A 24,718-nucleotide genomic window follows, 5' to 3' on the forward strand; every position below is an offset into this window, starting at 1 on the left:
AGGGATATATGGACTTTGAATATATTTACCCAATAATTGTTTTATTTGGCAGCTTTGCCATTATGCTGGCGGTCGGCGTTCCTATTACATTCGCTATCGGGCTGTCGTCCTTATTCTCAATCCTGATAGCCCTTCCCCCGGATGCGGCAATCTCGGTTATTTCGCAAAAAATGACCGTCGGTCTCGATGGCTTTACGCTGCTGGCGATCCCCTTTTTTGTGTTAGCCGGCAATATCATGAATACCGGGGGAATCGCCCGGCGCCTGGTGAATCTGGCTCAGGCGTTAGTTGGCCGCCTTCCCGGTTCGCTGGCGCACTGCAATATTCTGGCGAACACCCTGTTTGGCGCGATATCCGGCTCGGCGGTCGCTTCTGCGGCCGCGGTGGGCGGCATCATGTCGCCATTACAGGAAAAAGAGGGCTACTCTCCGGCGTTCTCTACGGCGATCAACGTCGCTTCGGCGCCGATTGGCCTGATGATCCCGCCCAGCAACGTGCTAATTGTCTATTCGCTGGCTAGCGGCGGCACCTCTGTCGCCGCCCTGTTTTTGGCGGGCTACCTGCCCGGCATCTTAACCGCGCTGGCTTTAATGACGGTAGCTGCGCTGTATGCCCATCGCCACCATTACCCGGTTGCCGAACGTATCAACCTGCGGCAGTTTCTGTCGGTATTCCGCGATTCGTTGCCCAGCCTGTTGCTGATATTTATTATTATCGGCGGCATTATCGGCGGCGTATTTACGCCAACAGAGGCCTCTGCGATCGCGGTAATCTATAGCCTGGCGCTGGCGGCCATTTATCGAGAAATTAATGTGAGTAAGTTGCGCGATATTCTGCTGGATTCGGTAGTAACCAGCTCTATTGTTCTCTTACTGGTCGGCTGCTCAATGGGAATGTCATGGGCGATGACCAATGCTGATGTTCCTGAACTGATTAATGAAATGATTACCAGCGTGTCCGAAAATAAATGGGTCATCTTGCTGATTATCAATCTCATTTTGTTACTCGTCGGGACGTTTATGGATATTACCCCGGCTATTCTGATCTTTACGCCTATTTTCCTTCCCATTGCTCAACATCTGGGAATCGACCCTGTCCATTTTGGCATTATTATGGTTTTCAATTTAACCATCGGACTGTGTACGCCCCCGGTAGGCACTATTTTGTTCGTCGGTTGCAGTATCGGCAAAATCAGTATTGATAAAGTCGTCAAACCGCTATTACCGATGTTTCTGGCACTCTTTGTGGTCATGGCGATGATTTGCTACTTCCCGCAGTTGAGTCTGCTGCTTCCCACGCTGTTTGCCCCTTCCTGAAAACCCTGACGGGTCTGCGCTATTCAGACCCGTACTCGGACGCTTTACGACGCTGGATTCACCAGCATTTGCCCAATCGAACCGCGGTCAGCCATTTCCAGCGTCTGGCTGTTGAAATAGAACGGGAAGTGCGGCCAGGACGGCTGACCGTAGTAGACCAGCAATTCGACTTGCCCATCCACCCAGACGGTATCTTTCCAGCCTCTATCTTCCGGGAACGGCATAGCGCCGTTGACGTTACGAATCAGGAAAGAGACGCCCTCAATATGGAACGACTGCGGCATATCGGCGCGTACCGTCCAGCGCTCCCAGGTGCCTTGTTGGGCGGTAATATCAATGCGATTCACATCCCACAGTTGGCCGTTAATCCCCGGATCGTCGCCAAGACTGATGTCCCGACTGCGGACAGGCGCGCCGCTCATGATCTCCGTCGGCAACAGACGCATCGGCAGATTATCGGTCACCAGCGGCAGCAATCCGGTTGGCCGTAACGTCAGCACCAGGGTCGAAACCAGAATACTGGAAGGCTCAAAGAAACCGCGAATCCGATCGACTATGCTGGCCGCTTCCCCGCAGGTGATCGAGACTTCGTCGCCGTTGGTCATATCAACCAGGATTTCACGTCGCTCGCCGGGCGCCAGAGACAACTGTTTGACGGAAACCGGCGCAGGTAAAAAGCCCTGATCGCCTGAAATCACATGCAGCGCCCGGCCATCGCTCATCTGAAGCTGATAGCGCCGCGAGTTCGAGGCGTTCAACAACCGTAACCGCACCCAGCCGCGGGACACTTCGACATAGGGGCTTTGCGCGCCGTTCACCAGCAGCGTATCGCCGACAAAACCACCGCTTCCCGGTTCGCTGTACTCCGGCGTCCCAAAGTTATCCAGCCGCTTATCCTGGATAATGACGGGAAAATCATCCACGCCGTAATGGTTCGGAATGGGCAGCGTTTTACTGATGTCGTCTTCGACCAGCCACATTCCGGCCAGGCCGTTATACACCTGCTGCGCAGTGCGGTTAGGCGTGTTAGCGTGATACCACAGCGTCGCGGCGCTCTGACGAATCGGCAACACCGGCGCCCAGTCCGCGTTCGGCGACATCATACGCGCCGGGCCACCCATCAGCGGCCCCGGCACCAGTAAACCAGCAACCGTCATGGAGACATTTTCCGCCAGGCGGTTGCTATAGATGAGTTTAACGTCATCGCCTTTCCAGACGCGGATTGTCGGCCCCAGATAACGACCGTTCACTCCCCAGACCGGCGCGCGCGTGCCTTGCGTAAAGGACCAGTGCGCTCGCTGTAGCGTCATAAACAACGGCTGCCCGCGACGGGACTCCAGCAACGGCGGAACAGGCAACGGCTGTTGCTGACCGGCAGCATTCGCCCTGAGGGGAATCGCGCCTGCACATAGTGCGATTCCCGATGCCTGAAGAAACTGACGCCGACTGAATGACATATAAGCTCCATGTAAAACAGGCTAAAGAGTTGTGCCTGAAAAAATGATTTCTACAATAACAGAGTAAGGCTGCTTAAACCTTACCGGTCGCTTCACGTTCCGCAACCTCTTTATCAAGTTCCGCGATTTTTTGCTCCATTAACGCACGGCAGTGGGCCGCCAGCTCGCGAACCTGATCTTTACCATATTCGCTGACGTCGACTGGCGGCAGCATTTCCACAATAACCAGTCCGTTGTTCAGGCGGTTTAGATTGACTTTGTTAGAGGTGTTGGAAACGCAGACAGGAATGATCGGCACACCAGCCGCGATAGCCGCATGAAACGCGCCGGTTTTAAACGGCAGCAGACCGCGTCCCCGGCTACGCGTACCTTCAGGGAACATCCAGATAGAAATACGGCGCTTTTTAAAATGGTTAACCACTGCCGCAATGGTGCTATGCGCTTTGGCGCGGTTATTACGGTCAATCAACAGATTACCGGTCAGCCAGTACAGTTGCCCAAAAAACGGGATCCAAAGCAGGCTTTTTTTCCCCACCGTCACCGTTGGCGGCTGCACAATATTCGACGCCGTGACCATATCATAATTATTCTGATGGTTAGCAATGTAGATAGCATTGCCATAATTTTCCGCGTCGGCGGGTTTGCGGCACTCCACTTTCAGGCCAAACAGCGGGGCCAGACGGCCGAACATATGCCCAAACGTCGCCACGTGTTTTGGGTTACGTGGGCTGAAAAGGCAGTAAATAGAACCGAAAACACAGACCAGAATGGAGTAAATAACGGTAACAATAAGACGAAAAATATATAGCATAACAACCTCTGAAGGCCTAAGAGCCCGGCATTCTACGTCACCTGAAATTCAGGTTAGGATTTTGGTAAGTGTGGCTCTCTGGAAAAACGTATTGTTAATCGCAATGCACGAATAAACAACGGTTTTACGGGAAATTTTAATGTTAATCCGATCTGAAACCGTAGGCCGGATAAGACGCTACTGCGTCGTCATCCGGCAACGGCAGAGCGCCGGATGGCGGCTTAAATGCCTTGTCCGGCCTACGGGTGCCTCTGTCTTACTCTTCGCTGTCGCCATGACTTACGCGATGCGGTGAATCAATCTCAATGCGATCGATACGCTGCAGGCCGCGCATTAATGTGCCACGGCGTCCGCGTTCGCCGACCACCTTTTGTAACTCTTCAGGGCGCAGTTTGATTTTGCGCTTCCCGACATGGATAGTCAGAGTGCTTTGTGGCGGCAGCACGTACAGGTGCGCCAGTCCATCATCGCCTTTTGCCGCTTCCGCAGAGGGGATATTAATGATCTTATTCCCTTTGCCTTTCGACAGCTGCGGCAGAGAGTCAACCGGGAACATCAACATCCGTCCGGCCTGGGTAATCGCCAGCAGCATATCGTGCTCGTCTTCAATCACCAGCGGCGGCATGACGTGCGCATTTTCCGGCAGTGTAATCAACGCTTTACCGGCACGGTTACGGGCAACCAGATCGTTAAACGTACAAACGAAGCCATAGCCCGCATCCGACGCCATCAGCAGTTTCTGGTCATCGCCTTCCATCAGCATATGCTCTACGGTCGCCCCCGGCGGCAGCGTGAGTTTGCCGGTCAGCGGTTCGCCCTGCCCGCGCGCCGACGGAAGCGTAATGGGATCAATGGCATAGCTGCGACCGGTGGTATCAATAAACACCACCGGTTGATTGCTCTTACCTTTCACCGCGGCTTTAAAGCTATCGCCCGCTTTATAGTTAAGCCCCGGCGCATCAATATCATGACCTTTGGCGCTGCGCACCCAGCCCATCTGCGACAGCACGATAGTCACCGGTTCGGACGGCAGCATATCGTGTTCGCTCATCGCTTTAGCTTCTTCGCGCTCACGCAGCGGAGAACGGCGATCGTCGCCATAGGCATCGGAATCTGCCTGTAGCTCTTTTTTCAGCAAGGTATTCATTTTGCGTTCGGACGCGAGAATGCCCTGCAACTGGTCCCGCTCTTTTTCCAGCTCGTCCTGCTCACCGCGAATTTTCATCTCTTCCAGTTTGGCGAGATGACGCAGTTTCAGTTCGAGAATCGCTTCCGCCTGAGTTTCGCTGATGCCGAAACGCGACATCAGCGCGGGTTTCGGCTCATCCTCGTTACGGATAATCTCAATCACTTCGTCGATGTTGAGAAACGCCACCAGCAAACCTTCGAGGATATGCAGGCGCTTAAGCACTTTCTCCAGACGATAGTTCAGACGACGACGCACCGTGTCGCGGCGGAACGCCAGCCACTCGGTGAGGATCTCCAGCAGGTTTTTCACCGCCGGACGACCATCCAGACCGATCATGTTCAGGTTAATACGGTAGCTTTTTTCCAGATCGGTGGTGGCGAACAGATGGTTCATCACCTGTTCCATATCCACACGGTTGGAGCGCGGGACAATCACTAAACGCGTCGGGTTTTCGTGATCCGATTCATCGCGCAGATCGTCTACCATCGGCAGTTTTTTATTACGCATCTGCGCAGCAATCTGTTCCAGCACTTTCGCGCCAGAGACCTGATGCGGCAGCGCGGAAATTACCACGGCGCCGTCTTCTTTGGTCCATACCGCGCGCATACGCACGGAGCCACGCCCGTTTTCGTAAATTTTACGAATTTCCGCACGTGGGGTAATGATCTCCGCTTCGGTCGGGTAATCCGGCCCCTGGACGATATCCAGCAACTGATCCAGCGTCGTTTTCGGCTGCTCAATCAGCGTAATCGCCGCTTTCGCCACTTCGCGCAGGTTGTGCGGCGGGATATCTGTTGCCATCCCCACCGCAATACCGGTGGTGCCGTTCAGCAGGATGTTCGGCAGACGCGCCGGTAACATTTTCGGTTCCTGCATCGTGCCGTCGAAGTTTGGCACCCAGTCCGCCGTCCCCTGACCGAGTTCGCTTAACAGCAGCTCGGCGTATTTGGACAGGCGAGATTCGGTATAACGCATTGCCGCGAATGACTTCGGATCATCCGGCGCGCCCCAGTTCCCCTGGCCATCGACCAGCGGGTAACGGTAAGAGAACGGCTGCGCCATCAGCACCATGGCTTCATAGCAGGCGCTGTCGCCGTGCGGATGATACTTACCCAGTACGTCACCGACGGTACGGGCGGATTTTTTAAATTTAGCGCTGGCGTTCAGCCCCAGCTCTGACATCGCATAGACGATGCGGCGCTGTACCGGCTTCAGGCCGTCGCCAATAAACGGCAACGCACGATCCATGATCACGTACATGGAGTAGTTTAAGTAGGCGTTTTCCGTAAATTCATGTAGCGCAAGGCGCTCTGCCATATCGCTCATTAACAGGGGATCCTCAATCTGCATGCTGACCGTTCGGACGGCAATATTGCCGCAGATAATACCCTATCTCACGGTCTGAGTCACAAACCGTGAGACAGGTTGCGAGGAAGTTAACGAAGCGGCAGATAGATATCCGTCAGCAGCTCATGTTCCGCCACCTCATGGACGAAATTCAGGTACTGGAAGAAGACCGGAAAATCGCGCAGCGTCTCACCGCTGGCGGGTAGCCATTCGCGGAATAAATACCACACGCTCTCCGGGAGGCTGTCGAGCGATCCCTGATGGCGCACCACCGCGCAGCGCCCGCCAGGAATCTCGCTATTCACCACGCCAACGTCATTTTCGGCTATCGGCTGGCGGACGCTGCCGCAGATATCAAAGCGGAATTGATCCGGCGGCGTCGTCTGCGGGTCGTGCCAGGCAATACCAAAAGTTTGACTGCTGGCAATCGGCGACTGCCCCGTTTCGCGCCGCCATGCAATAAATTTCGCCGCGCTGGCGTTGACCTTATCCGGATGCCCCAGATGCGTCAGCATCGCGACGCGGGTAGGTGGAAATTCAACGATTTTTACGTCCATGACATGCTGCTCCTGTAACGCAAGTTTAGGAACGCGCTGGTGCCAGGCCAGCCAGTCCGGCGATTGCCGAAACCGGCGCGGGCTTTGACCAAACGCGGTTTTGAAAGCACGTGTGAACGACTCCGGATTCTGAAACCCGGCATCCAGCGCGATATCGATAACTTTATCCTGCGGGTTAAACGCCAGCCGCCATGACGCGCGGCGCAAACGCAACCACTGGATATAGCGATAGAGCGGAAGCCCGCTCCAGACGGTAAACTGCCGGTGAAAATGAAACGGCGAGCTGTGCGCCATCCGGCTTAACACCTCAAGCGACAGAGGCTCATCCAGATGACGCTCAATGTGGTCGCAAACGCGCCGCAGACGTTCGGAATAAGCCGCGCTGATCAGGTCATTCATCACTGCCTCCTTGTGGCCTATTCTGCCCACCGGGCGGCTGTGAATCCTGACCGATCTTGCGCAATGTGGGATTACGGATTCACTTTACGAATCTGTTTTACGTCGATTTCGACAGAGTTCCAGTCTTTATCCACTTCGCCCTGAATTTCAACGGTATCCTGCGGGGTTACGGTCAGGCCGTTCCAGCGCTTGTGGTCAATATCCACATTGATAGTACCGGTCGCATCTTTAAACACATACAGGTCGTCGGAAATGCGCTCGACGATATTCCCGCGCAGCGTTACCCACGCATCGTCACGCAGCGATTTAGCGCTCTCTACCGTCGTGCTGCTGCCGTTCGGGCCGACAAATCCGCCGCCTTGCGTTTGCGTCGCCGACGGGCCGGAGAAACCACCCTGCTGAGCCGCCAGAACCGGGGTAGAACACAGTGCCATAACGGCAACGATTGCAGCTAATTTTTTCATGATTACTTTTCCCTTTCATGTCGTTTCAGATCCATTTAATAAGGTAATCCTTAACAACTTCTTAAGGCAAAAAAAGAATCTTTTTTTCTGTACATCGCCTGCGGCGACAAGGTTAACTGACGACAACGCGAGTTACCGCAAGGAAGAACAGATGCGAATTTTACTGGTAGAAGATGACACACTTATTGGCGATGGCATAAAAGCGGGCCTGAGTAAAATGGGTTTCAGCGTCGACTGGTTTACCGAGGGACGTCCGGGCAAAGAGGCGCTTTACAGCGCGCCTTATGATGCGGTTATTTTAGATTTGACGCTGCCAGGAATGGACGGACGGGATATTTTGCGCGAATGGCGCGAAAAGGGTAAACAGGAACCGGTACTGATCCTGACGGCGCGCGACGCGTTAGCAGAGCGCGTCGAGGGGCTACGTCTGGGCGCCGATGACTATTTATGTAAACCTTTCGCGCTCATTGAGGTCGCCGCCCGTCTGGAGGCGCTGGTACGCCGCGCCAGCGGTCAGGCCAGTAGCGAATTGCGCCACGGCCAGGTGACGCTCAATCCAGGCAATCTCGTCGCAACGCTTGCCGGCGAACCGCTGGCCTTAAAACCAAAAGAGTTCGCGTTGCTGGAACTCTTACTGCGCAACAAAGGTCGCGTGCTGCCGCGCAAGCTTATTGAAGAGAAGCTGTATAACTGGGATGACGACGTGTCCAGCAATGCAGTGGAAGTCCATGTTCATCATTTACGCCGCAAGCTCGGCAGCGAATTTATTCGCACCGTACACGGCATCGGCTACACCCTGGGTGACGCATGAAATTGACGCAACGTCTCAGCCTGCGCGTCAGGCTGACGCTTATTTTCCTGATTCTGGTCTCCATCACCTGGGCAATCTCCAGTTTTGTGGCCTGGAGAAAGACGACGGATAATGTCGACGAGCTGTTTGACACACAGTTGATGTTGTTCGCCAGACGGCTTAGCACCCTCGATCTTAACGAGATCAACGCCCCGCAGCGCATGGCGCATACGCCAAAGAAATTAAAACATGGGCATATCGATGACGATGCGCTGGCATTCGCCATCTTTTCCGCTGACGGCAAAATGTTGCTGCATGATGGCGACAACGGCCAGGATATTCCGTATCGCTATCGCCGGGAAGGTTTCGACAATGGCTATCTGAAGGATGACAACGACCTCTGGCGTTTTTTGTGGTTGAACTCGGTGGACGGTAAGTATCGTATCGTCGTCGGTCAGGAGTGGGATTACCGCGAAGATATGGCGCTGGCGATCGTGGCGGCGCAATTAACGCCGTGGCTGATCGCCCTTCCCTTCATGCTGCTGATTTTATTACTCCTGCTTCACCGCGAGCTCAGACCGTTGAAAAAACTGGCGCAGGCGCTGCGCTTCCGGTCGCCGGAATCGGAAACGCCGCTCGACGCCAAAGGCGTACCGAGCGAGGTTCGCCCACTGGTCGAAGCGCTTAATCAGCTTTTTAGCCGCATCCACTCCATGATGGTGCGCGAACGGCGATTTACCTCCGACGCCGCCCATGAATTGCGCAGCCCGCTGGCCGCGCTGAAAGTACAAACCGAGGTGGCGCAGCTCTCGGGCGACGATCCGCTATCGCGTGATAAAGCGCTGACCCAGCTCCATGCGGGGATCGATCGCGCCACGCGGCTGGTCGATCAGCTACTGACGTTATCGCGTCTCGACTCGCTCAATAATTTGCAGGATGTAGCGGAGATTTCGCTGGAAGAGCTGCTGCAGTCCGCGGTAATGGATATTTATCATCCGGCGCAGCAGGCGAATATCGACGTGCGTTTACAGCTTAACGCCCATGACGTCATACGTACCGGCCAGCCGCTACTCTTAAGCCTGTTAGTGCGTAACCTGCTGGATAATGCGATTCGCTACAGTCCGCAGGGCAGCGTCGTCGACGTTACCTTACATGCCCGCAGCTTCACCGTCAGAGATAATGGCCCCGGCGTAGCGCCAGAGATTCTGACGCATATCGGCGAGCGTTTTTACCGCCCGCCTGGCCAAAGTGTGACCGGCAGCGGTCTGGGATTATCAATCGTCCGCCGCATCGCTACGCTACACGGCATGACGGTGTCGTTTGGCAACGCCGCGGAAGGTGGATTTGAGGCCGTAGTAAGTTGGTAACAGAGACTTTTGCCAAAAACGCAAAAGACTTTGCACATTTTGCTAATTTCACCGCACCGCCCGTCAGCGTAGAATCAGCAGCAAACGCATTTCTTGAGGATACAAAATGAGTAACATCCTGATTATCAACGGGGCGAAAAAATTCGCGCACTCCAACGGCCAGTTAAATGACACCCTGACCGAAGTTGCCGATGGGCTTCTGCGCGATCTGGGTCATCAGGTTAAGATCGTCCGTGCCGACAGCGACTATGACATTAAAGAAGAGGTGCAGAATTTCGTCTGGGCTGACGTGGTGATTTGGCAGATGCCAGGCTGGTGGATGGGCGCGCCATGGACAGTAAAAAAATATATGGATGATGTCTTTACCGAAGGTCACGGCACGCTCTATGCCAGCGATGGCCGCACGCGTTCCGATGCCGCTAAAAAGTACGGTTCCGGCGGTCTGGTGCAGGGGAAAAAATATATGCTGTCACTGACGTGGAACGCGCCGATGGAAGCATTTACCGAAAAAGATCAGTTTTTCCACGGCGTAGGCGTAGATGGCGTCTATCTGCCATTCCATAAAGCCAACCAGTTCCTGGGCATGGACGCGCTACCAACATTTATTGCCAACGACGTGATTAAAATGCCGGATGTTCCGCGCTATACCGCAGAATATCGCAAGCATCTGAGCGAAATTTTTGCTTAACTGGTCATCCTGGAATTAGAAGGAGTTAACCATGCTTACCGTCATTGCCGAAATTCGCACGCGTCCGGGCCAACATCACCGTCAGGCCGTCCTCGATCAGTTTGCGAAAATTATTCCAACCGTTCTTAAAGAAGAGGGGTGCCACGGTTACGCGCCGATGGTGGATCATGCCGCGGGCGTGAGTTTTCAGACTCTGGCGCCTGACTCGATCGTGATGATTGAACAGTGGGAAAGCGTTGCGCACCTTGAGGCGCATCTGCAAACCCCGCATATGAAAGCCTACAGCGACGCGGTAAAAGACGATGTGCTGGAAATGAATATTCGTATTCTGGAATCCGGCGTTTAAGTTATTACCCTCGTCTGACGTCGCCCTGATGCGATGCGCAAGTGTCGCCATCAGGCTGCGGCGTCATGTCGGATTCGCTTATCCGGCCTGCGGCATGCAGACCGGATAAAGCGTGCAACAACCGTTACACGTCAAGATCCGCGAGATCGCCTTTTTCCTGTAGCCAGTTGCGTCGATCTTCAGAACGTTTCTTCGCCAGCAGCATATCCATCATCGCATTAGTACGCTGATCGTCTTCATCGCTAATGGTGAGCTGCACCAGGCGGCGAGTATTTGGATCAAGCGTGGTTTCGCGTAACTGCATTGGGTTCATTTCACCCAGGCCTTTGAAACGTTGTACGTTCGGCTTGCCTTTCTTACGCTTCAGTTGTTCCAGTACGCCCGCCTTCTCTTCTTCCGTCAGCGCGTAATAGACCTCTTTACCCAAATCGATACGGTATAGCGGCGGTAGCGCGACGTAGACATGACCATTCTTCACCAGCGCGCGGAAATGTCTGACAAACAGCGCGCAAAGCAGCGTAGCGATATGCAAACCATCGGAGTCCGCATCCGCCAGGATACAGATCTTGCCGTAGCGCAGCTGACTCAGATCGTCGCTGTCCGGATCGATACCGATCGCCACGGAAATATCATGCACTTCCTGCGAGGCCAGCACTTCATCGGAAGAGACCTCCCAGGTGTTAAGGATCTTACCTTTGAGCGGCATGATCGCCTGATATTCGCGATCGCGCGCCTGCTTGGCGGAACCGCCTGCCGAATCCCCTTCCACAAGGAACAGCTCGGTCCGATTAAGATCCTGCGCGGTACAGTCCGCCAGTTTCCCCGGCAACGCCGGACCGCTGGTGAGCTTTTTGCGCACCACTTTTTTTGCGGCGCGCAGTCGCCGCTGCGCGCTGGCAATCGCCATCTCTGCCAGTTGTTCCGCCGCCTGCACGTTCTGGTTCAGCCACAGGCTGAAAGCATCTTTCACCACGCCGGAAACAAATGCCGCACATTGACGCGACGACAGACGCTCTTTAGTCTGCCCGGCAAATTGCGGGTCCTGCATTTTCACGGAGAGCACATAAGCGCAGCGATCCCAGATATCTTCCGCCGACAGTTTGACGCCGCGCGGCAGAATATTGCGGTATTCGCAAAATTCGCGCATCGCGTCGAGCAGGCCCTGGCGCAGACCGTTGACGTGCGTCCCCCCCTGCATGGTCGGGATCAGGTTGACGTAGCTTTCCGTCAGTAATTCGCCGCCTTCCGGCAGCCACAATAGCGCCCAGTCAACCGCTTCCGTTTCACCGTTAAAATTACCGATAAACGGCTTTTCCGGCAGAGTTGGCAGGCCATTTACCGCTTCGCCCAGATAGTCGTTCAGGCCATCCTGGTAGCACCAGCGCTGCTCGCTGTTATTCACTTCATCTTTAAAAGTGATTTCCACGCCGGGACACAGCACCGCTTTTGCTTTCAGAACGTGCATTAAGCGAGAGACAGAAAAACGCGGGCTGTCGAAGAAACTTTCGTCCGGCCAGAAATGCACGCTGGTGCCAGTATTACGTTTACCGCAGGTGCCGACAACCTGCAAATCCTGCACTTTTTCGCCGTTTTCAAACGCGATGTTATAGACCTGACCGTCGCGGCGCACGGTCACTTCCACGCGCTTTGACAGGGCATTCACTACCGAAATCCCCACCCCATGCAGACCACCAGAGAACTGATAGTTCTTATTGGAGAATTTACCGCCGGCATGAAGTCGACAGAGGATCAGTTCTACCGCCGGAACCCCCTCTTCCGGATGGATATCCACCGGCATCCCGCGTCCGTCGTCAATCACTTCCAGCGATTGATCGGCATGTAAAATGACATCCACGCGTTTGGCGTGACCTGCCAGTGCTTCATCCACACTATTATCAATCACTTCCTGACCCAAATGGTTGGGGCGGGTCGTATCGGTGTACATCCCCGGGCGGCGGCGTACCGGCTCAAGCCCAGTGAGTACCTCAATGGCATCAGCGTTATAAGTTTGCGTCATGGTTTAATTAGCAATTCGAATTGATTGTCAGCAACTGTGCAGTCCAAGAAAATCGACAATCTGGTTGAAATAATCTTCGAAGCCCGTGAATGCGTGATTACCACCCTCGGTCACTGTCTGACGGCAGGAGGCGTAATATGCCACCGCCTGGCGGTAATCCAGCACTTCATCGCCCGTCTGTTGCAGTAGCCAGATCAGGTCCGGCGCTTCCAGCGGGTCAATCTGCATGACTTTAAGATCATAAATATGGCGAGACTCTAGCACATATTGCTGCCCGGTGTAGGGGTTCTCGTTCTGACCGAGATAGTCGGTCAGTAATTCAAAGGGCCGCACGGCGGGATTCACCACCACAGCCGGCAGCATAAAACATTGCGACAGCCAGGTGGCGTAATAACCACCCAGCGACGATCCTACCAGCCCTAATGGCGCACCACCATGCTCAAGCACGAGAGATTCCAGCAACTCCGCCGCATCGGCAGGATACGGCGGTAATTGAGGGACGATCATCTCGACATGCGGATGACGCTCCGCCAGCCAGTTTTTTAGCTGGCACGCTTTTGCCGAGCGAGGGGAACTGTTGAATCCGTGCAAATAGAGAAGCGTAGACATCAGTATCCTTCCGAAGCGGTATCGGGTCGGAACCGGGTATCCTGCAGGCGATGCACTTCCGTCTCCAGGACGCCGTTCGCCCGGAGCTCCAGCGTACGCCAGCCCGGCGCGATAGTATCCAGCGTAAAGTTCGCGCAGTGTGGTTTGAACTGTACGCAGGTTGACGGCGACGCCAGCAGACGGCGACCGTTCCAGTCAAGATCCAGCTCCTGGTGAATATGTCCGCATAACAGATATTTTACACGCGGGAAATTCGCCAGCACGCTATCCAGCTCACCGGCATTACGCAAGCTGTGCTGATCCAACCAACTGCACCCTGCCGGCAACGGATGGTGGTGCAAAAGGAGCAATGTCTGTCTCTCTGGCGCATCGGCGAGCTTACGCTCAAGCCATTCCAGTTGAAACTCGCTCAGTTCGCCATGCGGAACGCCAAACACCTGGCTATCCAGCAACAAAATCTGCCATTGTTCACCGATTAACACGCGTTTAGCCGGGGAAATCCCCGCCTCTTGCAGCGCGCTGTACATTGCCGGCTGAAAATCGTGATTGCCCGGTAGCCAAACGCAAGGCGCGCGAAAGCTTGCGATACCCTCAGCAAAATGCTGATAAGCCGCAGCGGATTGATCCTGCGCCAGATCGCCGGTCGCCACGATCAGATCATATTCATACTGTTGCGCCCGAATAGCCTCCAACACGGCCTGGTAACTTTCCCAGGTATTGACGCCTAACAGCGTTTCATGCTTTTCGGCAAACAGGTGAGTATCTGTAATTTGTAAAATCCTGACTCGGGCCTCACCAGCCAGAGGTAGGGTTAACAGGCTTTCCAAATGGTGTCCTTAGGTTTCACGACGCTAATAAACCGGAATCGCCATCGCTCCATGTGCTAAACAGAATCGTAGCCAGTCGGCCAGAAACTGATTAATTTGATGCTTTTCGTCGCGTTGATGCAACTTTTTATTTGGATAATCATACCGCGCTTTGAAGCGAAAGATCTGCTGGCTTGAACACACTTCAGCCACCATCGCATCATGGTAGAGGCGCACCGTCAGCGACGGCAGGCTCCAGTAGGTGATGGCTGGCGCCGTTTGCTCGATCGTTACAAGCGTAGTGTATCGAGTCGATTCCACAATCGTTAACCGATATTGTACGTTGCCCACCTGATAGCTCACCATTTCACCGGGGGCGTCATTGCGCGGCAGCAGGCGGCGCAATTGCGAAAAATTGGTTTCGCACAAACGCATCATTTCTGGGAAGTCAGGTGTATAACGCTTCATTTTTTCCACTCGTTTTTTAACTCTTGATGATGCAACTGAAGCCATTGCAAAGCGATGACTGCGGCTGCGTTGTCGATTTTCCCCTCTTCTACCCACTGGTATGCCTGTTCCCGGCTTACCACATGAACCCGAATATCTTCGTTTTCATCCGCCAGACCATGAATACCTGCCGCGGTCGTGGCGTCCACTTCACCCACCAGAATAGATGAGCGCTCGCTGGTTCCTCCTGGACTCGCCAGGTAACTGATGACCGGTCGGGTGCGGCCTACAGTCAGCCCCGCTTCTTCCATCGCCTCTCGCCGGGCGACCGCCTCAATGGTTTCGCCTTCTTCTATCATGCCGGCGACCATCTCCAGCAGCCACGGCGTAACGCTTGTGTCATACGCGGCAATACGAATCTGTTCGACCAGCACCACCTCGTCGCGTTCAGGGTCAAAGGGTAGCAAGACGGCGGCGTGCCCGCGCTCAAAAATTTCGCGCTTTACCTCGCCACTCATTTCTCCGTTGAATAAACGATGGCGGAATCGATACACATCCAATGAAAAAAAACCGCGATAGCGCGTTTCCCGTGCAATAATTTCTACATCGCTTTTGGTGAAAGTAACTGGCAAGTTGTCTGATTTACGCATTGTGCTGCCCTGCTAGCAATAATGATTAAATGATGAATTTCAAGGGTGGTTGACTGCTGTTTTATCACCCTTGTGGTAAATTGGTGCCAATTAAGGCTCGTATGGCACGTAACGCCAACTTTTTGCAGTGGCGGATTCTGCTAGAATCAGCAATTATTTTTACAAATTGATCAGCGCTAAATACTGCTTCACAACAAGGAATGCAAATGAAGAAATTGCTCCCCATCCTTATCGGCCTGAGCCTGTCGGGGTTCAGCACACTAAGCCAGGCAGAGAACCTGATGCAAGTTTATCAGCAAGCACGCCTGAGCAACCCGGAATTGCGTAAATCCGCTGCCGATCGCGATGCTGCATTCGAAAAAATTAACGAAGCGCGTAGTCCTTTACTGCCGCAACTGGGTTTAGGTGCCGACTACACCTACAGCAACGGTTATCGCGATGCGAACGGTATCAACTCCAATGAAACCAGCGCTTCCCTGCAATTAACGCAGACGCTATTTGATATGTCGAAATGGCGCGGGCTCACCCTGCAAGAAAAAGCAGCAGGCATTCAGGATGTCACCTATCAGACCGATCAGCAGACGCTGATCCTCAATACCGCGAACGCGTATTTTAAGGTATTGAACGCCATTGATGTGCTTTCCTATACCCAGGCACAAAAAGAGGCTATCTACCGTCAGTTAGATCAAACGACGCAACGTTTTAACGTGGGTCTGGTCGCCATTACCGACGTGCAAAACGCCCGTGCGCAATATGATACCGTACTGGCGAATGAAGTGACCGCCCGCAACAACCTGGATAACGCGGTAGAAGAGCTGCGCCAGGTAACCGGCAATTATTACCCGGAGCTGGCGTCGCTTAACGTCGAGCATTTTAAAACCGACAAACCCAAAGCTGTTAATGCGCTGCTGAAGGAAGCGGAAAACCGTAACCTGTCGCTGTTGCAGGCGCGTTTAAGTCAGGATCTGGCGCGCGAGCAAATCCGTCAGGCGCAGGATGGCCATCTGCCGACGCTGAATTTAACGGCCTCAACCGGCATTTCTGATACCTCTTATAGCGGTTCTAACACCCACGGTCCAGGTAGCCAGTACGACGATAGCAACATGGGGCAGAATAAAATCGGCCTGAACTTCTCCCTGCCGCTGTATCAAGGTGGGATGGTTAACTCGCAGGTAAAACAGGCGCAGTATAACTTCGTCGGCGCAAGCGAACAGCTGGAAAGCGCGCACCGTAGCGTGGTGCAGACCGTACGTTCTTCCTTTAACAATATTAACGCCTCCATCAGCAGCATCAACGCGTACAAACAGGCGGTCGTTTCCGCGCAAAGTTCTTTGGATGCAATGGAAGCCGGTTACTCGGTCGGTACACGTACCATTGTTGACGTACTGGATGCCACCACCACTCTGTATGATGCCAAGCAGCAACTGGCCAACGCGCGTTATACCTATTTGATTAATCAGTTAAATATCAAATATGCGCTCGGTACGCTGAACGAGCAGGATCTGCTCGCGCTTAACAGTACGTTGGGTAAACCTATCCCGACGTCGCCGGAAAGCGTAGCGCCGGAAACGCCAGAGCAGGATGCTGCCGCAGACGGTTATAATGCCCATAGCGCCGCGCCGGCAGTACAGCCGACCGCCGCTCGCGCCAACAGCAATAACGGCAATCCATTCCGGCATTGATAAGTTATTCGCTGGCGCTGCGTTTATCAGACCTATGCCCTTGTAGGTCTGGTAAGCGCGGCGCTACCTGTCATAAAGCCGCGCCTGAACGTAAGACAACGTAAAGATCCTGCTATTCCGCCGTATTCTCGCCTTTTCTCGCTTCAATTTCGACCAGTCATCCTCTATTCTGAACGCATGTTGTATTTACCACTGGGTCCTGGAAGACAAATATGAAACGGACAAAATCCATCCATCACGCATCATTTCGCAAAAGCTGGAGCGCGCGGCATTTAACGCCGGTCGCCCTGGCGGTTACGGCTGTTTTTATGCTGGCTGGCTGTGAAAAAAGCGATGAAACCGTATCGCTGTATCAAAACGCTGATGACTGTTCAGCGGCGAATCCGGGCAAAAGCGCGGAGTGTACAACCGCGTATAACAATGCGCTGAAAGAGGCCGAACGTACTGCGCCTAAGTACGCTACACGCGAAGATTGCGTCGCTGAGTTTGGCGAAGGTCAGTGCCAGCAAGCGCCCGCACAGGCTGGCATGGCACCGGAAAATCAGGCGCAGGCCCAACAATCCAGCGGCAGTTTCTGGATGCCGCTTATGGCAGGTTACATGATGGGGCGTCTGATGGGCGGCGGCGCAGGCTTTGCGCAACAGCCGCTGTTTAGCTCGAAAAACCCGGCCAGCCCTGCATACGGCAAATATACCGATGCGGCAGGTAAAAACTACGGCGCGGCGCAACCGGGCCGGACAATGACCGTACCGAAAACCGCTATGGCGCCGAAACCTGCCACCACAACAACCGTTACCCGCGGCGGTTTTGGCGAATCCGTCGCCAAACAGAGCACCATGCAGCGTAGCGCTGCCGGTACTTCAACACGTTCGATGGGCGGCTGATACGCATGGAAAGAGTCAGTATTACCGAGCGCCCGGACTGGCGCGATAAAGCGACTGAATACGGGTTTAATTTTCACACTATGTATGGTGAACCGTACTGGTGTGAAGACGCTTATTACAAGTTAACGCTCGCCCAGGTGGAAAAACTGGAAGAGGTTACCGCCGAGCTGCACCAGATGTGCCTCAAGGTAGTAGAACGCGTCATCGCCAGCGATGAGCTGATGACGAAGTTTCGTATTCCAAAACATACCTGGGGTTTTGTTCGCCAGTCCTGGCAAACGCAACAACCGTCGCTCTATTCCCGCCTCGATCTGGCCTGGGACGGTATCGGCGAGCCTAAGCTGCTCGAAAATAATGCCGACACGCCAACGTCGCTGTATGAAGCGGCGTTTTTTCAGTGGATTTGGCTGGAAGATCAGATCAACGCGGGCAATCTGCCGGAAGGCAGCGATCAGTTTAATAGCCTGCAGGAAAAGCTGATTGAACGCTTTGCTGAACTTCGCGAGCAGTACGGTTTTCAGTTGCTGCATCTCACCTGCTGTCGCGATACGGTTGAGGATCGCGGCACCATTCAGTATTTACAGGATTGCGCGGCCGAAGCGGAAATCGCCACCGAATTTCTCTATATCGACGATATTGGTCTGGGGGAAAAAGGCCAATTTACGGATCTGCAGGATCAGGTCATTGCGAACCTGTTCAAGCTCTATCCGTGGGAATTTATGCTGCGCGAGATGTTTTCCACCAAGCTGGAAGATGCCGGCGTGCGCTGGCTGGAACCGGCCTGGAAAAGCATTATCTCCAATAAAGCGTTATTGCCGCTGTTGTGGGAGATGTTCCCGGACCATCCGAATCTGTTGCCTGCGTATTTCGCCGAAGACGAACATCCACAAATGGATAAATATGTCGTGAAACCGATCTTCTCCCGCGAAGGGGCGAACGTATCGATTATTGAGAACGGTAAAACGATCGAATCCGTGGAAGGCCCGTATGGCGAAGAGGGTATGATCGTGCAACAGTTCTATCCGCTGCCAAAATTCGGCGACAGTTACACCCTGATTGGTAGCTGGCTGATTAACGATCAGCCAGCCGGAATTGGTATCCGTGAAGATCGGGCGTTGATCACCCAGGATCTCTCCCGCTTCTATCCACATATTTTTGTCGAAGGATAGATTCTCCTGTAAGCCCGATGCGCGTAGCGCCATCGGGCAATCATTCAGCGCCTTATCCGGCCTACCCCACCTGCACCGACAACATACTTATACTGCCCATCTCAATACCGTCGACCGGGATGGTGATAGGTTCTTTGCCATCCCAGGCGCCAAGTACATACAGCAAAGGCAAAAAGTGCTCCGGCGTCGGGTTTGATAAGGCCCCCCCTTCATGTTGCAGATAATTCACCAGCGGGTGCTGTTCTACCGGCCCCTGCCACGTCAGATTGGCTTTCACAAAGTTATTAAATGACGCCGCCCAAGGATACGGTATATTGTCACCGTGCCAACGCACAGTCCGCAGGTTATGAACCACATTCCCGCTGGCCACCAGCATCACGCCTTCGTCACGCAGCGTCGCCAGCTTACGACCCACCTCAAAATGCCATGCCGCCGGTTTGGTACTATCAACACTAAGCTGCACCATCGGGATATCCGCATTCGGGTACATCTTGATCAATACGCCCCAGGAGCCGTGATCAAATCCCCACGCCTCTTTATCGAGCGCGACGGGAACGGGAGCCAACAGTTCAACCAGACGCTGCGCCAGCGCAGGCGATCCAGGGGCCGGATAATACGTGTCATACAGCGCCTGCGGAAAACCGCCAAAATCATGGAGAGTTTGCGGCCTTTCCATCGCTGTGACGCCCATCCCGCGGGTATACCAGTGCGCCGACACCACCACTATCGCCTGCGGTCGCGGTAGGGCTTCCCCCAATCGCCGCCAGGCGCGGGTATAATCGTTATCGTCCAGCACGTTCATCGGGCTGCCATGCCCCAAAAACAATGCTGGCATACACGTTAAAGACATGATGTTATCCTTACAGGAAAGACATTTTGTTAACATCACCATACGCTTTCTTCACAGAGGAAGAACTCAGATAACTATGATGAAGATCATCAGTTATTTTGAAGGTCAGGTTCGGACGGCAAATTGATAAGGAGTAATGGATGTCAGTACCACTTATTCTGACCTTACTGGCGGGCGCCGCCACCTTTATTGGCGCGTTTCTTGGCGTTCTCGGCCAAAAACCGTCTAATCGCGTGCTGGCTTTTTCGCTGGGCTTCGCCGCAGGGATCATGCTGCTCATCTCGCTGATGGAGATGCTGCCCGCCGCGCTTGATACCGAGGGGATGTCGCCTGTACTGGGCTACGGAATGTTTATTATCGGCCTGTTGGGCTACTTCGGGCTGGACCGCCTGCTTCCTCACGCTCATCCGCAGGATCTGATGCAAAAAAGGCAGCAGCCGCTTCCCGGCTCGATAAAACGCACTGCGATTTTATTGACGCTCGGCATTAGCCTGCACAACTTTCCGGAAGGGATCGCCACCTTTGTCACTGCCAGCAGCAATCTTGAACTGGGTTTCGGCATCGCACTGGCGGTGGCGTTGCACAATATTCCTGAAGGTCTGGCGGTTGCCGGCCCGGTTTATGCCGCGACGGGCTCAAAACGTACCGCGATTTTTTGGGCCGGTATCTCCGGCATGGCGGAAATTCTTGGCGGCGTGCTGGCGTGGCTGATTTTGGGCAGTCTGGTTTCGCCAATCGTTATGGCGGCTATCATGGCGGCAGTCGCCGGTATTATGGTGGCGCTCTCCGTCGATGAACTGATGCCGCTGGCAAAAGAGATCGATCCTAACAATAACCCCAGCTATGGCGTGCTTTGCGGTATGTCCATCATGGGGCTCAGTCTCGTCATTTTGCAGACGATAGGTATCGGTTAAGAGAAACGTCGCGCCGGATGCAGGCCTTTAGCCAGGCAACATCCGGCTGCCCGTCAAGGATATGCGCTATTTCTGCTCATTCATCACGCTGTCGCCTTCGCTCGTCTGGCGAAAACGCTTCGTTCGCGCTTCAAGTAATGCATCTCTGTCTTGCCGAAACGCTCTGCAATAACGCTTCATATGGCAAATATACCCTACTACCACCAGAACGATTAATATTATCCAATACCAGGCAATAAACATCCTTTTTACCCTTAAAATTTAACATCACTAAACATTTAACGTTAAAATTTTACATACCCTTATTTTGACGTATTCATATACTGGCATATTTGTGGAACAAATAAATGATTTTGATCATATAAATCAGTGGTGAAACACAATAATGAAAGAGGTATTAAGCAGAAAACAATGTCGATAAGATCACACTTCGTACTAATTTATATTGTTCTTAAAATATCACGCTCCTACTATCGACTTATTAAGGCAATTAAAAAACATTGATACAGAGTATATTTTAAAATAAGCAATAGTATTATGACTTATATTTAAAGACCAATCATTTACCTCATTTATCATTCATAAAAACATAGTATATTCAGAAGTATTATATTTAGAAGTTGTATATAAGGAGATATATCCATGTTTGACCAATACCGGAAAACAATACTTGCCGGCGCCGTCGCACTGACATGCGGACTCACCGCAGCCAGTACGTTTGCCGCAGGTTTTCAACCGGCGCAGCCCGCAGGGAAATTAGGCGCAGTCGTTGTCGATCCTTACGGTAATGCCCCTCTCACCGCACTGGTGGAATTAGATAGCCATGTTATTTCAGACGTTAAAGTTACTGTACATGGCAAAGGGGAAAAAGGCGTTCCCGTTACTTATACCGTTGGGAAAGAATCTTTAGAAACCTATGACGGTATTCCTATTTTTGGCCTTTATCAGAAATTTGCCAACAACGTCACGGTAGAATATAAAGAAAACGGCAAAGCCATGAAGGATGACTATGTGGTGCAGACGTCCGCCATCGTCAACCATTATATGGATAACCGTTCTATTTCAGATCTCCAGCAAACGAAAGTTATTAAAGTTGCGCCAGGATTTGAAGATCGCCTTTATCTGGTAAATACCCATACCTTTACGCCGCAGGGCGCTGAATTTCACTGGCACGGCGAAAAAGATAAAAATGCGGGCATTCTTGATGCCGGCCCGGCGGGCGGGGCTTTGCCTTTCGATATCGCCCCTTATACGTTTGTAGTCGACACCCAGGGTGAATACCGCTGGTGGCTGGATCAAGATACCTTCTACGACGGCCACGATATGAATATCAACAAACGCGGCTATCTGATGGGTATTCGTGAAACGCCTCGCGGCACCTTTACCGCAGTGCAGGGCCAACACTGGTACGAGTTTGACATGATGGGGCAAATTCTTGCCGATCACAAACTGCCGCGCGGGTTCCTGGATGCGTCTCATGAATCCATCGAAACCGTGAACGGCACCGTACTGCTGCGCGTCGGCAAACGCGATTACCGCAAAGAAGACGGCATACATGTTCATACTATTCGTGACCAAATCATTGAGGTTGATAAGTCTGGCCGCGTAGTAGACGTTTGGGATTTAACCAAAATCCTCGACCCTATGCGTGATGCGCTGCTCGGCGCGCTGGATGCGGGCGCAGTATGCGTGAACGTCGATCTGGCCCATGCCGGACAGCAGGCGAAACTCGAACCGGATACGCCGTATGGCGATGCGCTTGGCGTTGGTGCCGGTCGTAACTGGGCGCACGTCAACTCTATCGCTTATGACGCGAAAGACGACTCCATCATCCTTTCTTCCCGCCATCAGGGTATTGTAAAAATTGGTCGCGATAAGCAGGTGAAATGGATACTGGCACCGTCTAAAGGCTGGAATAAGCAGCTAACCAGTAAATTGCTGAAACCGGTAGACGATCATGGTAAGCCGTTGACCTGTGACGAAAACGGCAAGTGTAAGGACACCGATTTCGATTTCACCTATACCCAACATACGGCATGGCTTTCCAGCAAAGGCACGTTAACGGTCTTTGATAACGGCGATGGTCGCGGCCTGGAGCAACCGGCTCTACCGACCATGAAATATTCCCGTTTTGTCGAATATAAGATCGATGAGAAGAAAGGCACCGTACAACAAGTTTGGGAATACGGTAAAGAACGTGGATATGATTTCTATAGTCCTATTACCTCGGTTGTTGAATATCAAAAAGACCGCGACACCATGTTCGGCTTTGGCGGTTCTATTAACCTGTTCGACGTTGGTAAACCAACAGTCGGCAAACTGAATGAGATTGACTATAAAACGAAAGAAGTGAAAGTTGAAATTGATGTGCTGTCGGATAAGCCCAACCAGACGCACTATCGTGCGTTACTGGTTCATCCAACGCAAATGTTTAAATAAATCACGGGAAGGAATTAATATGTCATCTAAATGGATTACCTCTTTATTTAAAAGCGTAGTATTAACCGCGGCATTGGTCACTCCTTTTGCGGCATCGGCTTTTACCGAGGGCACAGATTATATGGTTCTGGAGAAACCGATTCCTAATGCGGATAAAACGCTGATTAAGGTATTTAGCTACGCCTGCCCTTTCTGCTACAAATATGACAAAGCCGTAACAGGTCCGGTTTCTGATAAAGTAGCCGATCTCGTTACGTTCACTCCGTTCCACCTGGAAACAAAAGGCGAATATGGCAAACAGGCCAGCGAAGTATTTGCAGTCCTGATCGCCAAAGATAAAGCTGCCGGGATTTCGTTATTTGATGCTAAATCACAATTCAAAAAAGCGAAGTTCGCCTGGTATGCGGCTTACCATGATAAGAAAGAGCGCTGGTCAGATGGGAAAGATCCGGCGGCATTTATTAAAACCGGGCTGGACGCCGCAGGCATGAGCCAGGCTGATTTTGAAGCGGCGCTGAAAGATCCTGCCGTTCAGGAGACTCTGGAAAAATGGAAAGCCGCCTATGACGTTGCCAAAATTCAGGGTGTTCCGGCTTACGTCGTCAACGGCAAGTACCTTATCTATACCAAAAACATCAAATCCATCGATTCTATGGCTGAACTCGTTCGGGAACTGGCCACTAAAAAATAAGCAGGGAAACGATTATGGATTTTATTAAGGGATTATGGCGAGACCTACGCGCAAGACCAGTAGATACGCTGGTGAGATGGCAGGAACAGCGCTTTCTGTGGCTGTTAATGGCCATCGCGATGGGAGGGTTAATTATCCTGGCGCACTCGTTCTTCCAAATCTATCTCTACATGGCGCCGTGCGAACAGTGTGTTTACATTCGTTACGCGATGTTTGTGATGGTAATTGGCGGGGTGATTGCGGCGATAAATCCCAAAAATATCGTGCTGAAGCTGATTGGCTGCATCGCGGCGTTTTATGGCAGCATTATGGGCATTAAGTTTTCTATTAAGCTTAATGGTATCCATCATGCGGTACATAATGCGGACCCCGATTCACTTTTTGGCGTGCAAGGATGTTCGACTGACCCGACCTTTCCTTTCAACTTACCGTTGGCGGAATGGGCACCGGAGTGGTTTAAACCTACCGGAGACTGCGGTTATGACGCGCCTATCGTCCCTGATGGCGTAACGCTCAGTAGCGTACAGCAGTGGTTTGTCGATCTCTACCAGCAGTCCGAAGGCTGGTATCTGCTTCCGCCCTGGCACTTTATGAACATGGCGCAGGCATGTATGTTGGCCTTTGGGTTGTGCCTGATTCTGCTGCTGGTGATGAGCGGCGCCTGGGCATTGAAACTGGCCAGAGGCAAATAACCTGAATAGATAAACCAAAGCAGAGGTCTGCATTCAGGCCTCTGCTTTTCTCACAATAATTTTACCATTCAGCTTATTCGTCGTTCTTTGAAACTGAACAGTATGGCACCGAAGGAATACAAAAAAGCCGATGACAT

24 protein-coding genes are annotated in these 24,718 nt (G+C 52.8%); 12 read left to right on the top strand and 12 right to left on the bottom strand.

The features are described from left to right. The first annotated feature begins 8 nt into the window (after positions 1 to 8). Entirely contained in the window at positions 9 to 1,316 is a 1,308-nt protein-coding gene (locus ACLJZ5_RS08115) for a TRAP transporter large permease (RefSeq protein ID WP_000345261.1), read from the top strand. A 44-nt stretch (positions 1,317 to 1,360) separates the two neighbouring features. Here the strand turns inward: ACLJZ5_RS08115 and ftsP are convergent, their stop codons facing one another. The 5 genes from ftsP to ACLJZ5_RS08140 form a co-directional block, all read right to left on the bottom strand. Beyond that, positions 1,361 to 2,773 carry a cell division protein FtsP gene (ftsP, locus tag ACLJZ5_RS08120; protein ID WP_000010658.1) on the bottom strand — a complete coding sequence of 471 codons (1,413 nt, stop codon included), beginning with the start codon at positions 2,771 to 2,773 and terminating at the stop codon, positions 1,361 to 1,363. Between the two features lie 73 nt (positions 2,774 to 2,846). Further along, positions 2,847 to 3,584, bottom strand: coding sequence for a 1-acylglycerol-3-phosphate O-acyltransferase (gene plsC / locus ACLJZ5_RS08125; RefSeq protein WP_023262773.1), 738 nt, complete (start codon positions 3,582 to 3,584; stop codon positions 2,847 to 2,849). A gap of 256 nt (positions 3,585 to 3,840) precedes the next feature. Continuing rightward, positions 3,841 to 6,099 (bottom strand): DNA topoisomerase IV subunit A, encoded by a 2,259-nt coding sequence (gene parC / locus ACLJZ5_RS08130; protein ID WP_001281853.1) that lies wholly within the window; start codon positions 6,097 to 6,099, stop codon positions 3,841 to 3,843. 110 nt (positions 6,100 to 6,209) lie between these two features. Continuing rightward, positions 6,210 to 7,076 (bottom strand): GyrI-like domain-containing protein, encoded by an 867-nt coding sequence (locus tag ACLJZ5_RS08135; RefSeq protein WP_024797617.1) that lies wholly within the window; start codon positions 7,074 to 7,076, stop codon positions 6,210 to 6,212. A gap of 71 nt (positions 7,077 to 7,147) precedes the next feature. Continuing rightward, positions 7,148 to 7,540, bottom strand: coding sequence for a YgiW/YdeI family stress tolerance OB fold protein (locus tag ACLJZ5_RS08140; RefSeq protein WP_000731552.1), 393 nt, complete (start codon positions 7,538 to 7,540; stop codon positions 7,148 to 7,150). 151 nt (positions 7,541 to 7,691) lie between these two features. Here ACLJZ5_RS08140 and qseB point away from each other — a divergent pair, with 151 nt between their 5' ends. The 4 genes from qseB (at position 7,692) to ACLJZ5_RS08160 (ending at position 10,731) form a co-directional block, all read left to right on the top strand. Continuing rightward, positions 7,692 to 8,351, top strand: coding sequence for a quorum sensing response regulator transcription factor QseB (qseB, locus tag ACLJZ5_RS08145; protein WP_001221574.1), 660 nt, complete (start codon positions 7,692 to 7,694; stop codon positions 8,349 to 8,351). Continuing rightward, positions 8,348 to 9,697: a quorum sensing histidine kinase QseC gene (gene qseC, locus ACLJZ5_RS08150; RefSeq protein WP_000779334.1), complete on the top strand. Its 1,350-nt coding sequence runs from the start codon at positions 8,348 to 8,350 to the stop codon at positions 9,695 to 9,697. Before qseB ends, qseC begins: the two co-directional genes overlap by 4 nt. A gap of 106 nt (positions 9,698 to 9,803) precedes the next feature. After that, positions 9,804 to 10,385: an NAD(P)H-dependent oxidoreductase gene (locus tag ACLJZ5_RS08155; protein WP_000065416.1), complete on the top strand. Its 582-nt coding sequence runs from the start codon at positions 9,804 to 9,806 to the stop codon at positions 10,383 to 10,385. Between the two features lie 31 nt (positions 10,386 to 10,416). Beyond that, a complete protein-coding gene (locus ACLJZ5_RS08160; protein ID WP_000958587.1) occupies positions 10,417 to 10,731 on the top strand; it encodes a putative quinol monooxygenase in 315 nt (104 codons plus the stop codon). A 124-nt stretch (positions 10,732 to 10,855) separates the two neighbouring features. On the opposite strand, the gene parE is transcribed toward ACLJZ5_RS08160, so the two are convergent. From parE to nudF, 5 genes are read right to left on the bottom strand one after another with little or no spacing between them, the layout of a single operon-like run. After that, positions 10,856 to 12,748: a DNA topoisomerase IV subunit B gene (gene parE, locus ACLJZ5_RS08165; protein ID WP_000195318.1), complete on the bottom strand. Its 1,893-nt coding sequence runs from the start codon at positions 12,746 to 12,748 to the stop codon at positions 10,856 to 10,858. A gap of 27 nt (positions 12,749 to 12,775) precedes the next feature. Further along, positions 12,776 to 13,357 carry an esterase YqiA gene (yqiA, locus tag ACLJZ5_RS08170; RefSeq protein ID WP_000105725.1) on the bottom strand — a complete coding sequence of 194 codons (582 nt, stop codon included), beginning with the start codon at positions 13,355 to 13,357 and terminating at the stop codon, positions 12,776 to 12,778. Then, complete coding sequence (gene cpdA, locus ACLJZ5_RS08175) at positions 13,357 to 14,184, bottom strand: 3',5'-cyclic-AMP phosphodiesterase (RefSeq protein ID WP_000444735.1); 828 nt, start codon at positions 14,182 to 14,184, stop codon at positions 13,357 to 13,359. Before cpdA ends, yqiA begins: the two co-directional genes overlap by 1 nt. A gap of 24 nt (positions 14,185 to 14,208) precedes the next feature. Then, on the bottom strand, positions 14,209 to 14,631 hold the full coding sequence (locus ACLJZ5_RS08180; RefSeq protein ID WP_024797616.1) for a DUF1249 family protein: 423 nt from the start codon (positions 14,629 to 14,631) through the stop codon (positions 14,209 to 14,211). Then, positions 14,628 to 15,260: an ADP-ribose diphosphatase gene (nudF, locus tag ACLJZ5_RS08185; RefSeq protein ID WP_001231950.1), complete on the bottom strand. Its 633-nt coding sequence runs from the start codon at positions 15,258 to 15,260 to the stop codon at positions 14,628 to 14,630. Before nudF ends, ACLJZ5_RS08180 begins: the two co-directional genes overlap by 4 nt. Positions 15,261 to 15,460: 200 nt before the next feature. On the opposite strand from nudF, the gene tolC reads away from it, so the two are divergent. The 3 genes from tolC to ACLJZ5_RS08200 all read left to right on the top strand — a co-directional run bounded on the left by tolC (position 15,461) and on the right by ACLJZ5_RS08200 (position 18,995). After that, a complete protein-coding gene (gene tolC / locus ACLJZ5_RS08190; RefSeq protein ID WP_077914007.1) occupies positions 15,461 to 16,942 on the top strand; it encodes an outer membrane channel protein TolC in 1,482 nt (493 codons plus the stop codon). Between the two features lie 212 nt (positions 16,943 to 17,154). Continuing rightward, entirely contained in the window at positions 17,155 to 17,826 is a 672-nt protein-coding gene (locus ACLJZ5_RS08195; protein ID WP_000831528.1) for a DUF1190 family protein, read from the top strand. 5 nt (positions 17,827 to 17,831) lie between these two features. Then, positions 17,832 to 18,995, top strand: coding sequence for a glutathionylspermidine synthase family protein (locus tag ACLJZ5_RS08200; RefSeq protein ID WP_024797615.1), 1,164 nt, complete (start codon positions 17,832 to 17,834; stop codon positions 18,993 to 18,995). A gap of 61 nt (positions 18,996 to 19,056) precedes the next feature. Here ACLJZ5_RS08200 and ygiD read toward each other — a convergent pair whose 3' ends face one another. Next, positions 19,057 to 19,845 carry a 4,5-DOPA dioxygenase extradiol gene (gene ygiD / locus ACLJZ5_RS08205; protein ID WP_024797614.1) on the bottom strand — a complete coding sequence of 263 codons (789 nt, stop codon included), beginning with the start codon at positions 19,843 to 19,845 and terminating at the stop codon, positions 19,057 to 19,059. A 140-nt stretch (positions 19,846 to 19,985) separates the two neighbouring features. Between ygiD and zupT the strand changes: the two genes are divergently transcribed. Beyond that, a complete protein-coding gene (gene zupT / locus ACLJZ5_RS08210; RefSeq protein ID WP_000115871.1) occupies positions 19,986 to 20,759 on the top strand; it encodes a zinc transporter ZupT in 774 nt (257 codons plus the stop codon). A 66-nt stretch (positions 20,760 to 20,825) separates the two neighbouring features. Here the strand turns inward: zupT and ACLJZ5_RS08215 are convergent, their stop codons facing one another. Continuing rightward, a complete protein-coding gene (locus tag ACLJZ5_RS08215; protein ID WP_000469259.1) occupies positions 20,826 to 21,002 on the bottom strand; it encodes a hypothetical protein in 177 nt (58 codons plus the stop codon). A 399-nt stretch (positions 21,003 to 21,401) separates the two neighbouring features. Between ACLJZ5_RS08215 and ACLJZ5_RS08220 the strand changes: the two genes are divergently transcribed. The 3 genes from ACLJZ5_RS08220 to dsbI are packed head-to-tail and all read left to right on the top strand — an operon-like array spanning position 21,402 to position 24,581. Further along, the gene (locus tag ACLJZ5_RS08220; RefSeq protein WP_024798442.1) at positions 21,402 to 23,198 is read left to right on the top strand and encodes an aryl-sulfate sulfotransferase; all 1,797 of its coding nucleotides are present in this window, start codon (positions 21,402 to 21,404) and stop codon (positions 23,196 to 23,198) included. A gap of 19 nt (positions 23,199 to 23,217) precedes the next feature. Next, positions 23,218 to 23,889, top strand: a complete 672-nt coding sequence (locus ACLJZ5_RS08225; protein WP_000096230.1) for a thiol:disulfide interchange protein DsbA/DsbL — start codon at positions 23,218 to 23,220, stop codon at positions 23,887 to 23,889. Between the two features lie 14 nt (positions 23,890 to 23,903). Then, positions 23,904 to 24,581 carry a protein-disulfide oxidoreductase DsbI gene (gene dsbI / locus ACLJZ5_RS08230; RefSeq protein WP_000345576.1) on the top strand — a complete coding sequence of 226 codons (678 nt, stop codon included), beginning with the start codon at positions 23,904 to 23,906 and terminating at the stop codon, positions 24,579 to 24,581. Positions 24,582 to 24,718: the final 137 nt, after the last annotated feature.

The organism is Salmonella sp. 5800, assembly GCF_046558195.1.
In the GTDB taxonomy this organism is placed as follows: Bacteria; Pseudomonadota; Gammaproteobacteria; order Enterobacterales; family Enterobacteriaceae; genus Salmonella; species Salmonella enterica.

Bases quoted from the DNA above. Each gene is read 5' to 3' on its own strand.
- ACLJZ5_RS08115 (WP_000345261.1), top strand. From the start codon at position 9: ATGGACTTTGAATATATTTACCCAATAATTGTTTTATTTGGCAGCTTT.
- ftsP (WP_000010658.1), bottom strand. From the start codon at position 2,773: ATGTCATTCAGTCGGCGTCAGTTTCTTCAGGCATCGGGAATCGCACTA.
- plsC (WP_023262773.1), bottom strand. From the start codon at position 3,584: ATGCTATATATTTTTCGTCTTATTGTTACCGTTATTTACTCCATTCTG.
- parC (WP_001281853.1), bottom strand. From the start codon at position 6,099: ATGAGCGATATGGCAGAGCGCCTTGCGCTACATGAATTTACGGAAAAC.
- ACLJZ5_RS08135 (WP_024797617.1), bottom strand. From the start codon at position 7,076: ATGAATGACCTGATCAGCGCGGCTTATTCCGAACGTCTGCGGCGCGTT.
- ACLJZ5_RS08140 (WP_000731552.1), bottom strand. From the start codon at position 7,540: ATGAAAAAATTAGCTGCAATCGTTGCCGTTATGGCACTGTGTTCTACC.
- qseB (WP_001221574.1), top strand. From the start codon at position 7,692: ATGCGAATTTTACTGGTAGAAGATGACACACTTATTGGCGATGGCATA.
- qseC (WP_000779334.1), top strand. From the start codon at position 8,348: ATGAAATTGACGCAACGTCTCAGCCTGCGCGTCAGGCTGACGCTTATT.
- ACLJZ5_RS08155 (WP_000065416.1), top strand. From the start codon at position 9,804: ATGAGTAACATCCTGATTATCAACGGGGCGAAAAAATTCGCGCACTCC.
- ACLJZ5_RS08160 (WP_000958587.1), top strand. From the start codon at position 10,417: ATGCTTACCGTCATTGCCGAAATTCGCACGCGTCCGGGCCAACATCAC.
- parE (WP_000195318.1), bottom strand. From the start codon at position 12,748: ATGACGCAAACTTATAACGCTGATGCCATTGAGGTACTCACTGGGCTT.
- yqiA (WP_000105725.1), bottom strand. From the start codon at position 13,357: ATGTCTACGCTTCTCTATTTGCACGGATTCAACAGTTCCCCTCGCTCG.
- ACLJZ5_RS08180 (WP_024797616.1), bottom strand. From the start codon at position 14,631: ATGAAGCGTTATACACCTGACTTCCCAGAAATGATGCGTTTGTGCGAA.
- nudF (WP_001231950.1), bottom strand. From the start codon at position 15,260: ATGCGTAAATCAGACAACTTGCCAGTTACTTTCACCAAAAGCGATGTA.
- tolC (WP_077914007.1), top strand. From the start codon at position 15,461: ATGCAAATGAAGAAATTGCTCCCCATCCTTATCGGCCTGAGCCTGTCG.
- ACLJZ5_RS08195 (WP_000831528.1), top strand. From the start codon at position 17,155: ATGAAACGGACAAAATCCATCCATCACGCATCATTTCGCAAAAGCTGG.
- ACLJZ5_RS08200 (WP_024797615.1), top strand. From the start codon at position 17,832: ATGGAAAGAGTCAGTATTACCGAGCGCCCGGACTGGCGCGATAAAGCG.
- ygiD (WP_024797614.1), bottom strand. From the start codon at position 19,845: ATGTCTTTAACGTGTATGCCAGCATTGTTTTTGGGGCATGGCAGCCCG.
- zupT (WP_000115871.1), top strand. From the start codon at position 19,986: ATGTCAGTACCACTTATTCTGACCTTACTGGCGGGCGCCGCCACCTTT.
- ACLJZ5_RS08215 (WP_000469259.1), bottom strand. From the start codon at position 21,002: ATGTTTATTGCCTGGTATTGGATAATATTAATCGTTCTGGTGGTAGTA.
- ACLJZ5_RS08220 (WP_024798442.1), top strand. From the start codon at position 21,402: ATGTTTGACCAATACCGGAAAACAATACTTGCCGGCGCCGTCGCACTG.
- ACLJZ5_RS08225 (WP_000096230.1), top strand. From the start codon at position 23,218: ATGTCATCTAAATGGATTACCTCTTTATTTAAAAGCGTAGTATTAACC.
- dsbI (WP_000345576.1), top strand. From the start codon at position 23,904: ATGGATTTTATTAAGGGATTATGGCGAGACCTACGCGCAAGACCAGTA.